The organism is Mycobacterium mantenii, assembly GCF_001667865.1.
In the GTDB taxonomy this organism is placed as follows: Bacteria; Actinomycetota; Actinomycetes; order Mycobacteriales; family Mycobacteriaceae; genus Mycobacterium; species Mycobacterium mantenii_A.
The window spans coordinates 1-11,614 of the sequence record NZ_LZJP01000023.1 but is presented as its reverse complement, the minus strand read 5'-3'; the positions used below and the strand labels follow the sequence as shown (position 1 = coordinate 11,614).

The window sequence follows — 11,614 nt, the reverse complement described above, 5'->3', positions numbered from 1 at the left end:
TCGCCAGCTGACGGTCAACCAGGCCCTGAACTACGCCGCCGAACTGCGCCTGCCGCCCGACACCAGCAAAGAGGAGCGGGCCCGCGTCGTCGCGCAGGTGCTCGAGGAACTCGACATGACCCAGCACGCCGACACCCGGGTGGACAAGCTCTCGGGCGGCCAGCGCAAGCGCGCCTCGGTCGCCCTGGAGCTGCTCACCCAGCCGTCGCTGCTGCTGCTGGACGAGCCGACGTCGGGCCTGGACCCGGCGCTGGACCGCCAGGTCATGCTGATGCTGCGCCAGCTGGCCGACGCGGGCCGCGTGGTGCTGGTGGTGACCCACTCGGTGTCCTACCTGGATGTGTGCGATCAGATCCTGCTGGTCGCACCCGGCGGCAAGACCGCGTTCTGCGGGCCGCCCGACCAGGTCGAGTCCGCCATGGGCACCCGCAACTGGGCCGACATCTTCGCCAAGGTGGGCGCCGACCCGGACGAAGCCAACCGCCGCTTCAAGGAGCGCAATCAGCGGGCGGCGCAGCCACCGACGCCGGAAAGCCCGGCGGATCTGGGCGAACCACCCCAGACCGACCTGTTCCGGCAGCTGTCCACGATCGCGCGCCGCCAGGTTCGCCTCGTCGTATCCGACCGCGGGTACACGATCTTCCTGGCGATCCTGCCGTTCCTGATCGGCGCGCTGTCGCTGACGGTGAAGGGCCCCCACCCCGGCCTCGGCCCGGCCGACCCGCTGGGTCCGGCACCCACGCAGCCGCAGTACATCATGGTGCTGCTGAACATCGGTGCCGTCTTCATGGGCACCGCGTTGACCATTCGCGACCTGATCGGCGAGCGAGCCATCTTCCGGCGAGAACAGGCGGTCGGCCTGTCCACCACCGCCTACCTGCTGGCCAAGATCGCGGTGTTCTGCGTCTTCGCGACGGGCCAGGCGGCGATCGCCACCATGATCGTTCGGCTGGGCAAGGGCGCGCCGACGGCGCATCCCCAGTTCTTCGGCAACTCGACCTTCTCGCTGTTCGTCACCGTCGCGGGCACCTGTGTGGCGTCGGCCATGCTCGGCCTGCTGCTGTCGGCCCTGGCGCAGTCCAACGAACAGATCATGCCGCTGCTGGTGGTGTCGATCATGTCGCAGCTGGTGTTCTCCAGCGGCATGATCCCGGTGTATCAGCGCATCGGTCTCGAACAGATGGCGTGGCTGACACCCGCCCGGTGGGGCTACGCCGCGGGCGCGTCCTCGATCGACTTCCCGTCGCTGGTCAAGGTCAAGCAGATCCCGACCAACGACCCGATCTGGCAGCACTCGAAACACATCTTCGTCTTCGACATGTTGATGCTGGCGGCGTTGTCGATCGGCTACACCGGGTTCGTCCGCTGGCATATCCGGCTGAAACGCTGAGGCCGCTCACAGGCAACGATCTCTAACCTGGGTGTGATGACTCGATCTGCGCAGCCCGTGCTGACGGCTCGGTCCGACCGATCCGAGGGCAGCTTCGCCGCCGGCCGCGACGTGGTCGTCGGCAGCGACCTGCGCGCCGACCTGCGTGTGGCGCACCCGTTGATCGCCCGCGCGCACGTGCTGCTGCGCTTCGATCAGGGCCGCTGGCTCGCGGTCGACAACAACTCGCTGAACGGGGTCTACCTGGACGGCCAGCGGGTGCCGGTCGTCGACATCCACGACGGCCAGAGCATCAACATCGGCAAGCCCGACGGCCCGCGGATCACCTTCGAAGTGGGCCAGCACCAGGGCAGCGTCGGCCTGCTCCCGCCGACCACGAAGTCGATCCCCATCATCACGGCGCCGCCCGGCGCGTCGGCGCCGGCGCAACCGACCGGCCCGCGTCCCGCGGCCGCCCCGCACCGGCCGCATCCTGGAGGGCCGCCCGCGCCGCAGCCGTCGCGGCCCTTCCGCCGCCGGGATGCCCAGAGCAGCGCCGCAGTTCCGGTCGTCCCGCCGGCGGCTGCGACCCGCGCCTTGCCGCAATCGGGGGGTGCCAGGAGCGCCGACACCGGGGACTTCCCGACCACGTGGGTCGACGTGCCGGGACAGGGACCCGACCGCCGGCCCTCGCCCGGGCGCACCGCCTGGATCGGGCGGGCGCTCAACAACGACATCGTCGTGCACGACGTGCTGGCCTCACGCCATCATGCCTTCCTGAACCCGACCCCGACGGGCGCCGAGATCCGCGACGCGAACAGCAGCAACGGCACCTTCGTCAACGGTGTCAGGGTCGGGTCCGCCGCGCTGTCCGACGGCGACGTGGTGACGATCGGCAACGTCGACCTGGTGTTCCACGACGGCATGCTGGTTCGCCGCCAGGAGGCGGCGACCCGGGCCGGTGGGCTGGAGGTGCGCGAGGTCAACTTCGCGATCGACGGCAAGAACCTGCTGGAACGGATCTCGCTGGTCGCCCGGCCCGGCACCCTGACCGCGCTGATCGGCGGGTCCGGCGCCGGCAAGACCACGCTGTCGCGGCTGATCGCCGGGTACGCCACCCCGTCGTCGGGCTCGGTGACGTTCGAGGGTCACGACATCCACACCGAGTACGCGTCGCTGCGCACCAGGATCGGGATGGTCCCGCAGGACGACGTCGTGCACCGCCAGCTCACGGTGAGCCAGGCGCTCGGCTACGCCGCCGAGTTGCGCCTGCCGCCCGACACCAGCAAGTCCGACCGCGAGCAGGTCGTCGCCCAGGTCCTCGACGAGTTGGGGCTGACCGAGCACGCGAACACCCGGGTCGACAACCTCTCCGGGGGTCAGCGCAAGCGCGCGTCGGTGGCCCTGGAACTGCTCACCGGGCCGTCGCTGCTGATCCTCGACGAACCGACGTCGGGCCTGGATCCTGCGCTTGACCTGCAGGTCATGACCATGCTGCGGCAGCTCGCCGACGCCGGCCGCGTCGTGCTGGTGGTCACCCACTCGCTGACCTACCTCGACGTCTGCGACCAGGTGCTGCTGATGGCGCCGGGCGGCAAGACGGCCTTCCTCGGCCCGCCCGGCCAGATCGGCCCGGCGATGGGGACCACCAACTGGGCGCACATCTTCGCCAAGGTGGGCGCCGACCCCGACGAGGCCAATCGCCGGTTTTTGGCCCAGAACAAACCCCCGCCGCCGGCGCTGACCGAGGCGCCCGCCGACCTCGGCGTCCCGGCGCAGACCAGCAAGCGCCGCCAGTTCTCCACGATCGCCCGCCGCCAGGTCCGGTTGGTGGTCGCCGACCATGCCTACTTCCTGTTCCTGGCCATCCTGCCGTTCGTGATGGGCGCGCTGTCGCTGACGGTCCCCGGCCGCGTCGGTTTCGGCTACGCCGATCCGGCCGGCGAGTCGGCCGGTGAGGCCGGGATGATCCTGACGCTGCTCACCATGGCCGCCGCGTTCATGGGGACCGCGCTGACCATCCGCGACCTCATCGGCGAGCGCGCCATCTTCCGGCGAGAACAGGCGGTCGGCTTGTCCAGCACGGCCTACCTGCTGGCCAAGGTCGCGGTGTTCTGCACGTTCGCCGTCGTGCAGGCGGCCATCGCCACGGCCATCGTGGTGGTGGGCAAGGGGCCGCCGACGCGGCCGGCGGTGCTGTTGGGTAACGCCACGCTGGAGCTGTTCGCCGGGGTCGCGGCGACGTGTGTGGCGGCGGCGATGCTGGGTCTGCTGCTCTCGGCGCTGGCCCGCTCCAACGAGCAGATCATGCCGCTGCTGGTGGTCTCGCTGATGATGCAGATGGTGCTCTGCGGCGGGATGGTGCCCGTCACGAACCGGATCTTCCTCGACCAGCTGTCCTGGCTGGTGCCGTCGCGGTGGGGGTATGCGGCGCAGGGGTCGACCGTCGATCTGTGGGCGGTGTCGCCCGGCCCGCAGAGCCCGCGGGACAGCCATTTCGAGCACACGCCGGTGGCGTGGCTGTTCGACATGGGCATGCTCGCGGTGCTCACCGTGGCCTACGCGGGGCTGGTGCGGTGGCGCATCCGGCTCACCCGCTGAGCGGTCAGCCGTCCCCGTCCAGCCGCAACCCGTGGGCGAGCGCGAACGCCAGGGCCTGATCGACGTCGACGCGGGCACCGGTGAGCGAGGCGGTCGTCCACAACGCCGGGTCCACGATGGTGCCGCGCAGATCGGCTTCGTCCAGCCGTGCGCCGGCCGTCCGCGCGCCCCGCAGGTCCGCACCGCGCAGCACGGCCTTGCGCAGGTCGGCTTCCACCAGGCCGGTTTCCCGCAGCCGGCAGCCGCTCAGGTCGACGCCGCGAAGGTCGATTCCGCCGAGCACGGCCAGCGTGAAATCCACCTCATCGAACGTGATCGGCCGCAGCCGGCACTGCTCGAACACCGACCCGAGCATGGTGCACTGGGTAAAGGTGCTGTGCCACAACGACGTCCGCCGGAAGGTGCAGTTGCGGAACGCCGACCCGCGGTGTTGCGACTCGGCCAGGTTGGCGCCGCGGAAATCGCATTCGGTGAACACGACCCGCTCGGTCTGCAGCCGGCTGAGGTCTTCATCGGTGAAGTCGTGTCCCTCGAATTCCTGGTCGACCCACCGCGTGGTCAATTGGCCGACAGGCTGGCCAGGGCGTATTCGCTGACCGCGATCAGGGCGTCGGTCGCCGACCGGCGATCCCGGGCGTCGACGGTGATCACCGGGATGTGCGGCGGCAGGGTCAGCGCCTCGCGCACCTCGGCGACCGGGTAGCGGGGCGCGCCGTCGAACTCGTTGACCGCCACCAGAAACGGCAGGTTGCGATGCTCGAAGAAGTCGACCGCGGCGAAGCTGTCCTGCAGGCGCCGGCAGTCGACCAGCACGACCGCGCCGATCGCGCCGCGCACCAGGTCGTCCCACATGAACCAGAAGCGGCGCTGCCCCGGCGTGCCGAACAGGTAGAGCACCAAGTCCTCGGCCAGCGTGATCCGGCCGAAATCCATTGCGACGGTGGTGGTCTGCTTGTCCGGGGTGGCCTCGAGCGCGTCGACGCCGGCCGAGGCGTCGGTGAGCATCGCCTCGGTGCGCAGCGGCATGATCTCCGACACCGCCCCGACGAAGGTGGTCTTGCCGGCTCCGAAGCCGCCGGCGATCACGATCTTCGTCGACGCGTGGGCGCCGGAGTCGGGCTGCACCTCAGAGTGCGCGTAAGCCACGCAGTGTCCTTCCTATGAGTTCGTGGCGCTCATCGGAGGTCGAACGCTCGGACAACGTCTTATGCACTCGAAGGTAGCCGGACAGCACCAGATCCCCGACCAGGACGCGCGCGACGCCGAGCGGAACATCCAGCCGGGCCGAGATCTCGGCGACCGACGGGCTGTCGACGCACAGTTGGATGATCCTGCCCCGCGCGTCGTTGGGCGGCCACTGGTGGGTCAAGCCGGCCTGCAGCGTCTGAATCGGCGCTTCCAGGGGGAGGTCCACATTGGTGTCGGTTCGCCCGGACGTCAGGGTGTACGGGCGGACCAGGTTCCCCTTACGGTGCGCCGGCCAGGTCTCGGGGGTTTTGTCCATCGGGGCTCACAGGCTTGGCGACGATGCGGGCCGTGTGGCGGCCCGAGGAGGAGCCGAGCGATCAGGCGAGTGCTGCTGCGCGGCCGACCGGCGCGTCGACTCCACCGCGCCGCCCACCCGTTCGACGAGGACGGCCATCTCGTAGCCGATCTGGCCGATGTCGCACGACGTGACCGCGAGCGTCGCCAGGTGCGAGCCGTCCCCGACCCGCATCAGCAGCAGGTAGCCGTTCTGCATCTCGACCACCGACTGCAGCACCTGCCCGCCGTCGAACAGCTGCGCGGCGCCGGTGGCCAGGCTGGCCAGCCCGGAGGCCACGGCGGCCAGCTGGTCGGCGCGTTCCCGCGGCAGGTGCTCGCTGGCGGCGATGGGCAGCCCGTCGACGGACACCAGCAGCGCGTGCGCGACGCCGGCGACCTCGCGGGCGAACCGGGTCACCAGCCAGTCCAGGGAGTTGTCGGTTGACGTCATTGTTGGTCGGGTCCTTGGGTGGTGTCACGGGCGTGCGAGCGTCCGGTGCGCACGCCGTCGAAATGGTTACTGAACGAGGCACGCACCGCCTCGGGGTCCCGGGTGACGGCCGCGTGCTGCGGCTCCCGGAGCGACGCGGACCCGCCGTTCAGCCCTTCGCCGGACTCGGCCGGCTCGTCCTGTTCGGCGCCGTTGGCGCCGCCGGGGATCAACCGGGCGCCGGGGGTGCGCACCGGCAGGCCGTGATCGGTGGTGTGCTCCTCGACGGGCTTCTCCTCGGCGGCGGCCGCCAGCGTCCAGCCGCGGTCCCAGACCGACTGCCAGTCCAGGTCCGGGCTGTTGACCAGGTCGTGCGGGTCGCCCAGCATCTCCGACAGCATCCGCCGGTAGATGACGTCATCATCGGCCGGGGCGGCCGGAGCCTTCGGGGTGTTCGGGGCCTCCGCGCGCCTGTCGCTGGACCGGGCGGCGAAGAAGGCCGAGGTGTCCGAGGCCGCGCGGGCCGGCGCCGGCGCCGATTCGGGAGCAGCCGGCGGTTCGGCGGCCGGTGCGGGCTCGGGAGCCGGCGCCGCCTTGGGCGACTTCTCCCACCAGGGCGTCGCCAGCTCGCGGCGCTGGCGGCGGGGTTGCTGTTCGGCGGGCGGGGCCGGGACCTCGGTGATGCCGCTGGATCCCGGGTTGCGCCGCGGCAGCAGCGTGACCGACGGCTCGGACGCGTCCGGGGCGGTGCGCGCCGCCGGCTCGTGCGAGCCGGCGTCCTGGACCTCGTCGGCGGCGGGCGCGGCGATCGCACTGGCCAGCTTGGCGCTGGGCGAGGAGACCGCGCGGATGTGGCGCGGGGCCGACACGGGGGCCGTCATGCCGTCGAGCACCGTCGGCGGCAGGTAGATCTCGGCGGTGGTTCCCGAGCCCGATTCGTTGGCCGCCGGCCCGCGCAGCCCCACCCGGATGCCGTGCCGGGCCGCGATCCGGCCGACCACGAAAAGACCCATGTGCCGGGCGTTGTCGGGGCTGACGTCCCCGCCGGCCTGCAGCCGCATGTTGGCCATCCGCCGGTCGGCGTCGTTCATCCCCAGACCGGAGTCGGCGATGCGCACCACGACTCCCCCGTCGCTGCCGCGGGACGCCGAGACCCGGGCGGAGGTCGTTGGCGGCGAGTAGCGCAGCGCATTGTCGATCAGCTCGGCGAACAGATGGATGGCGCCACCCGCGGCCGCGCCGATCAGATCGCACTCGGGCAGCCCGGCGAGTTCGACGCGGCGGTAGTCCTCGACCTCGGACACCGCGGCGTTGATCACCGTGGCCAGCGGCACCGGGTCGCGCTGGTCGCGGGCGAGCGGCGCGCCGGCCAGCACCAGCAGGTTGGCGCTGTTGCGGCGCAGCCGCGCCGCAAGGTGGTCGAGCCGGAACAGGCTGTCGAGGCGTTCGGGGTTCTCCTCGTTGCGCTCCAGCCGATCGATGAGCGCCAGCTGCTGGTCCACCAGCGAGCGGCTGCGCCGCGACATGGTCTCGAACATGTCGTTGACCAGCAGTCGCAGCCGCGCCTCGTCGCCGGCCATCAGCAGGGCCTGGGTGTGCAGCTCGTCGACGGCGTGCGCGACCTGGCCGATCTCCTCGGTGGTGTACACCGGCACCGGGCTCGGAATCGGTTCGGCCCCACCGGCTTTCACAAGGGCGATCTCCTCGACGAGATCGGTGTGGGCGACCTTGAGCGCGCCGTCGCGCAGGATGCGCAGCGGCCGCACCAGGGCGCGCGCCACCAGCAGCACCACCGCCAGCGCGATCACGATGGCGGCCAGCACCAGGACGGTGTCTCCGATCGCGGCCGAGCGGCGCTCGGCGGCCTGGGCGTGCACCGACTTGGTCACCGTCGCGGTGGCGTTCTTGATGACCTGGTCGGCGATGTCGTCGGTGGTCTGGATCGAACGCAGCAGGTCGGCGTTGTCGACGAGCACGCTGGCCGGATCGGACATGATCGCCATCCGGCTCACCATCTGCTGCTGCAGCGTCCTGGCCTCCGGCGAACCGGCGCCGAGCACCTCGCTCATGCCGAACAGCGTCGACGGTTCGGTGCCCGCCAGGGTGGCCATCGAGGTCCGCAGCTGCGGCTCGGGAAGTTCCGCCCCCCTCGTGACCAGGATCTTCTGCATCGTCATCTGCCCGCGGGCGCCGACCGCCCGGCTCAGGCCCTGCGCCTGGGCACGGATCTTCTCGTCGTCGACGCGCACCGAGGCGTTGATGACGTCTTCGGCCGTCAGCAGGATCGGCGCGTAGAGCGTGACCCGCTCCCGCAAACCGAGTCCGGGGTCGGTCGCCTTGTTCACCAGCATCTGACCGCCGTCGAGCAGATTGTTCACCCCGGAACGGACGTCGTCGGCGACGTCGGTGTCATCCAGCCTGGCCGTCAGTTCGCCCTTGCGCGCCTCGTAGTTCTTCTTGGCACCGTCCACGTCGCGCCCGGTCGAGCCCGCCAGCAGCGCGACATCCAGCGCCGACATGTACTTGGTGATCACCGGGACCACGTCGGCGCGGGTGGCGGCCAGCCGCAGGCCGGCCGAGTTGGCCATGGCGCCGTGGATCCGCAGCGCCCCGAAGACGGTCGCCAATACCAGCGGGACCAGCACAATCGCCAGCACCTTCCAGCGGACCGGCCAGTTGCTCAGCGACCAGGTCGGCGGGCGTTTGACCGGCGCGGCGTCGGCAGCGGCGGTCGGTGCGGGCTCTACGACATCCGCCTCGGCCGGGTTGGCCGGGCGGGTGAACATGGTCACGTCATCGCGGCCGCGCGACCGGCCGCTGCGCTGACGCTGAGCGCTGAAAAGAACGAGAGGCTCATGAAACTTCCTGCTTTATTTCACCCGCCCCGCGCCAGATAGGCGTGTGCGTGTAGGTGTGGCAATCCGACGAGTATGACAGCCCGCGGCGCAGGCCACCAGAATCGTTACTGAGCAGACAGGTCCCTCCAAGGTGGCGCCGCACCCGCGCGGGCACCGCTGGCAAACACCTTGGGCGCGCAAAGCCTAGGCGGGACGAAGGAGCGCGACGAGGAAATCGGAGTCGTCGGTGAACGGCCGCAGATCCCAGGTGGACAGCAGCAGATCGGGCGCGAAGCCCGCGTCGACCGCGTCGTTGATGAACTCGCCGAACTCGTAATCGCGGCCGGCGCCGAAGCCGATCGCCGCGCGGCCGTCGGCCGCGATGTGGGCACGCAGCCGGCTCAGCACCTGGATCCGGGTGCTGGGCGCCAGGAACGTCATGACGTTGCCGGCGGACACGATGACGTCGAAGGGTTCGGCGATGCCGCGCGCGGGCAGGTCCAGCTCGGCGAGGTCGCCGACCAGCCAGCGCGGGCCGGGGTAATCCTGCTCGGCCGCCGCGATCAGCGCCGGGTCGACGTCCACACCGACCACCCGGTGACCCACCGTGGCCAGATACCCGCCCAACCGGCCGGGCCCGCAGCCGGCGTCGAGGATCCGGGCGCCGCGCGGCGCCATCGCGTCCACGAAGCGGGCCTCGCCGGCCAGGTCGTCGCCGGCGCGGGCCATGGCGCGGAAACGCTCGATATACCAATGCGAATGCCCCGGATCGTGCGCGACCTTCTGCATCCAGATGCTCTGCTCGACCATGCGACCATTATCGGCGTTGTGTTCAAGCTGATGTTCGTGTCCCCGCGGATCCCGCCCAACACGGGCAACGCCATCCGCACGGTGGCGGCGACGGGCTGCGAATTGCATCTGATCGAGCCGATGGGGTTCGACTTGTCCGAACCCAAGCTGCGCCGGGCCGGGCTGGACTACCACGACCTCGCGTCGGTCACCGTGCACGCCTCGCTGGCGGCGGCCTGGGCGGTGCTGTCACCGGAGCGGGTGTTCGCGTTCACCTCGCACGCGCCCACCTCGTTCGCCGACGTGTGCTACCGGGCCGGCGACGTGCTGATGTTCGGCCCCGAACCCACCGGGCTGGACGCCGCGACGCTGGCCGACCCGCACATCACCGCGCAGGTGCGCATCCCGATGCTGGCGGGCCGGCGTTCGCTGAACCTGTCCAACGCCGCGGCGATCGCCGTCTACGAGGCCTGGCGGCAACACGGCTACCCGGGTGCGCTGTAGCGACGAGTTCCGGTTCCCGTGGGAGTCAGCATTGGTATGCCAACCTTCATCACGATCGGTTACGGCGACGAGGCCGGGTACCACCGACTGAACGACGACCGCAAACGGGCCGCGCACGCCCGAGACGATGAACTCAACGCGTCCGGCGCGCTGGTCGGCCGGGCCGGAGACCCCGTCCAGGTGCGCAATCCGGATGGCGCGGGGGTACGGATCGAGCCGGGCCCCTTCCTCCGATCGGCGTTGCCGATCGCGGGGTTCGCGGTCATCGACGCCGAAGACATCGACGCGGCGATTGAGCGGGTGAGCCAGACGCCGTGTGCGGTCGCGCACGGGATCGTCGAGGTTTGGCCTCTGCAGACCTGATTACCAGGCGTCCCAGTGGGTGAGCTGCTCGGCGGGCAGCCGCTTGGCCGGGCGGAAGTCGGTGCCCTTGGTGTAGGCGATGGGAAACAGCCCGCCCTGGCTGTACTTGTCGTGCGGGATGCCGAGCACGTCCGCGACCTGCTGTTCACCGTCATTGAGCAGGTGCAGCGTGGTCCAGCAGGACCCCAGCCCCCGGGAGCGCAGCGCCAGGCAGAAGCTCCACACCGCCGGGAACAGCGAGGCCCAGAACGAGACGCCGCCCAGCGGCTGCTTCTCCTCGCGGCCGAAGATGCAGGGAATCATCAGCACCGGGGCCTCGTGCATGCGCTCGGCCAGGTAGGTCGCGGAGTCCCGGACCTTGTCCATCCGCTCCCCCCGGGTGTCCCCCTCGCCGTACTCGGGAGCGGGTGAGCTGAGGTAGGCCCGGGCGTTTTTCAGGTAGACGTCGCCGATCGCCTTCTTCTTGTCCGCGTCCTCGACGAACACCCATTGCCAGCCCTGCGAGTTGGAACCGGTCGGCGCCTGCAGCGCCAGCTCGAGGCATTCCATCAGCACCTCCCGCCCGACCGGCTTGTCGAAGTCCAGGCGCTTGCGGACCGAGCGGGTGGTAGTGAGGACTTCGTCGACGGACAGGTTGAGGGTCATGCTGTGGAGACTACATTCGGCCGCGAAACTGTATTCCACGACGCGTTTCTCGAGTGAACCCGTCGCTTGTTGCAGTCTCGCGAAGACCTCACCGGAAGTCGCGCGACTTGCAGCCGACCGCCAGGGTGATGCGGCCCAGCCGCTCGGCGACGACGGTGATCGCGCCGCTGGCGTTTTGGACCTGTCCGCGCACCAGCAGCGCCGGGGCCGAGTTCGCCAGCTTGCGGTGCCGCGCCCACACCCCCGGCACGCAGAGCACGTTGACCATCCCGGTCTCGTCCTCGAGGTTGATGAACGTGACCCCCTGCGCCGTTCCGGGCCGCTGCCGGTGGGTGACCGCGCCCGCGATCAGCACCCGGTCGCCGTCGGGCACCGAGCCCAGTTTCTCGGCGGGCACCACCCCCATCGCGTCCAGGTCGGCCCGCAGGAACTGCGTCGGGTAACTGTCCGGGGAGACGCCGGTGGCCCACACGTCGGCGGCGGCCACCCAGCGGCCGGGCCGGCTGCCCGGGGTGGGGTCGTCCTCGCGCATCCCGGGCCGCGCCGGGATGA

General features: G+C 70.7%; 12 protein-coding genes. 4 read left to right on the top strand and 8 right to left on the bottom strand.

The features are described from left to right. Both A5688_RS03800 and A5688_RS03795 read left to right on the top strand, forming a co-directional pair. A partial coding sequence (locus A5688_RS03800) for an ABC transporter permease (protein ID WP_120312462.1) occupies positions 1–1,390 on the top strand: 1,390 nt, incomplete at its 5' end. A 36-nt stretch (positions 1,391–1,426) separates the two neighbouring features. Further along, complete coding sequence (locus tag A5688_RS03795; protein ID WP_067833429.1) at positions 1,427–3,970, top strand: ATP-binding cassette domain-containing protein; 2,544 nt, start codon at positions 1,427–1,429, stop codon at positions 3,968–3,970. A 4-nt stretch (positions 3,971–3,974) separates the two neighbouring features. Here the strand turns inward: A5688_RS03795 and A5688_RS03790 are convergent, their stop codons facing one another. From A5688_RS03790 to A5688_RS03765, 6 genes are all read right to left on the bottom strand, one after another. Further along, entirely contained in the window at positions 3,975–4,532 is a 558-nt protein-coding gene (locus A5688_RS03790) for a pentapeptide repeat-containing protein (protein WP_067833426.1), read from the bottom strand. After that, positions 4,529–5,116 (bottom strand): GTP-binding protein, encoded by a 588-nt coding sequence (locus tag A5688_RS03785; RefSeq protein WP_067833422.1) that lies wholly within the window; start codon positions 5,114–5,116, stop codon positions 4,529–4,531. The genes A5688_RS03790 and A5688_RS03785 overlap by 4 nt, the downstream gene beginning before the upstream one ends. Then, the gene (locus A5688_RS03780) at positions 5,097–5,474 is read right to left on the bottom strand and encodes a DUF742 domain-containing protein (RefSeq protein WP_067909682.1); all 378 of its coding nucleotides are present in this window, start codon (positions 5,472–5,474) and stop codon (positions 5,097–5,099) included. The genes A5688_RS03785 and A5688_RS03780 overlap by 20 nt, the downstream gene beginning before the upstream one ends. A gap of 6 nt (positions 5,475–5,480) precedes the next feature. Beyond that, on the bottom strand, positions 5,481–5,945 hold the full coding sequence (locus A5688_RS03775) for a roadblock/LC7 domain-containing protein (protein ID WP_067833416.1): 465 nt from the start codon (positions 5,943–5,945) through the stop codon (positions 5,481–5,483). Beyond that, positions 5,942–8,710, bottom strand: a complete 2,769-nt coding sequence (locus tag A5688_RS03770) for a sensor histidine kinase (protein WP_067909688.1) — start codon at positions 8,708–8,710, stop codon at positions 5,942–5,944. Before A5688_RS03770 ends, A5688_RS03775 begins: the two co-directional genes overlap by 4 nt. A gap of 255 nt (positions 8,711–8,965) precedes the next feature. Further along, positions 8,966–9,571, bottom strand: coding sequence for a class I SAM-dependent methyltransferase (locus A5688_RS03765; protein ID WP_067833412.1), 606 nt, complete (start codon positions 9,569–9,571; stop codon positions 8,966–8,968). An 18-nt stretch (positions 9,572–9,589) separates the two neighbouring features. Here A5688_RS03765 and A5688_RS03760 point away from each other — a divergent pair, with 18 nt between their 5' ends. After that, positions 9,590–10,054 carry a tRNA (cytidine(34)-2'-O)-methyltransferase gene (locus tag A5688_RS03760; protein WP_067833409.1) on the top strand — a complete coding sequence of 155 codons (465 nt, stop codon included), beginning with the start codon at positions 9,590–9,592 and terminating at the stop codon, positions 10,052–10,054. A 36-nt stretch (positions 10,055–10,090) separates the two neighbouring features. Beyond that, positions 10,091–10,417 carry a YciI family protein gene (locus A5688_RS03755; RefSeq protein WP_067833406.1) on the top strand — a complete coding sequence of 109 codons (327 nt, stop codon included), beginning with the start codon at positions 10,091–10,093 and terminating at the stop codon, positions 10,415–10,417. Here A5688_RS03755 and A5688_RS03750 read toward each other — a convergent pair whose 3' ends face one another. Both A5688_RS03750 and A5688_RS03745 read right to left on the bottom strand, forming a co-directional pair. Continuing rightward, entirely contained in the window at positions 10,418–11,062 is a 645-nt protein-coding gene (locus tag A5688_RS03750) for a nitroreductase family protein (protein ID WP_067833402.1), read from the bottom strand. A gap of 88 nt (positions 11,063–11,150) precedes the next feature. Then, positions 11,151–11,614: OB-fold nucleic acid binding domain-containing protein (locus tag A5688_RS03745; protein ID WP_347559119.1), on the bottom strand; the 464-nt coding region annotated here is incomplete at its 5' end.

What these genes read in the sequence shown, in the direction of transcription:
- A5688_RS03770 (WP_067909688.1), bottom strand. Translation starts at nt 8,710, where the DNA reads ATGTTCACCCGCCCGGCCAACCCGGCCGAGGCGGATGTCGTAGAGCCC.
- A5688_RS03795 (WP_067833429.1), top strand. Translation starts at nt 1,427, where the DNA reads ATGACTCGATCTGCGCAGCCCGTGCTGACGGCTCGGTCCGACCGATCC.
- A5688_RS03750 (WP_067833402.1), bottom strand. Translation starts at nt 11,062, where the DNA reads ATGACCCTCAACCTGTCCGTCGACGAAGTCCTCACTACCACCCGCTCG.
- A5688_RS03775 (WP_067833416.1), bottom strand. Translation starts at nt 5,945, where the DNA reads ATGACGTCAACCGACAACTCCCTGGACTGGCTGGTGACCCGGTTCGCC.
- A5688_RS03780 (WP_067909682.1), bottom strand. Translation starts at nt 5,474, where the DNA reads ATGGACAAAACCCCCGAGACCTGGCCGGCGCACCGTAAGGGGAACCTG.
- A5688_RS03765 (WP_067833412.1), bottom strand. Translation starts at nt 9,571, where the DNA reads ATGGTCGAGCAGAGCATCTGGATGCAGAAGGTCGCGCACGATCCGGGG.
- A5688_RS03755 (WP_067833406.1), top strand. Translation starts at nt 10,091, where the DNA reads ATGCCAACCTTCATCACGATCGGTTACGGCGACGAGGCCGGGTACCAC.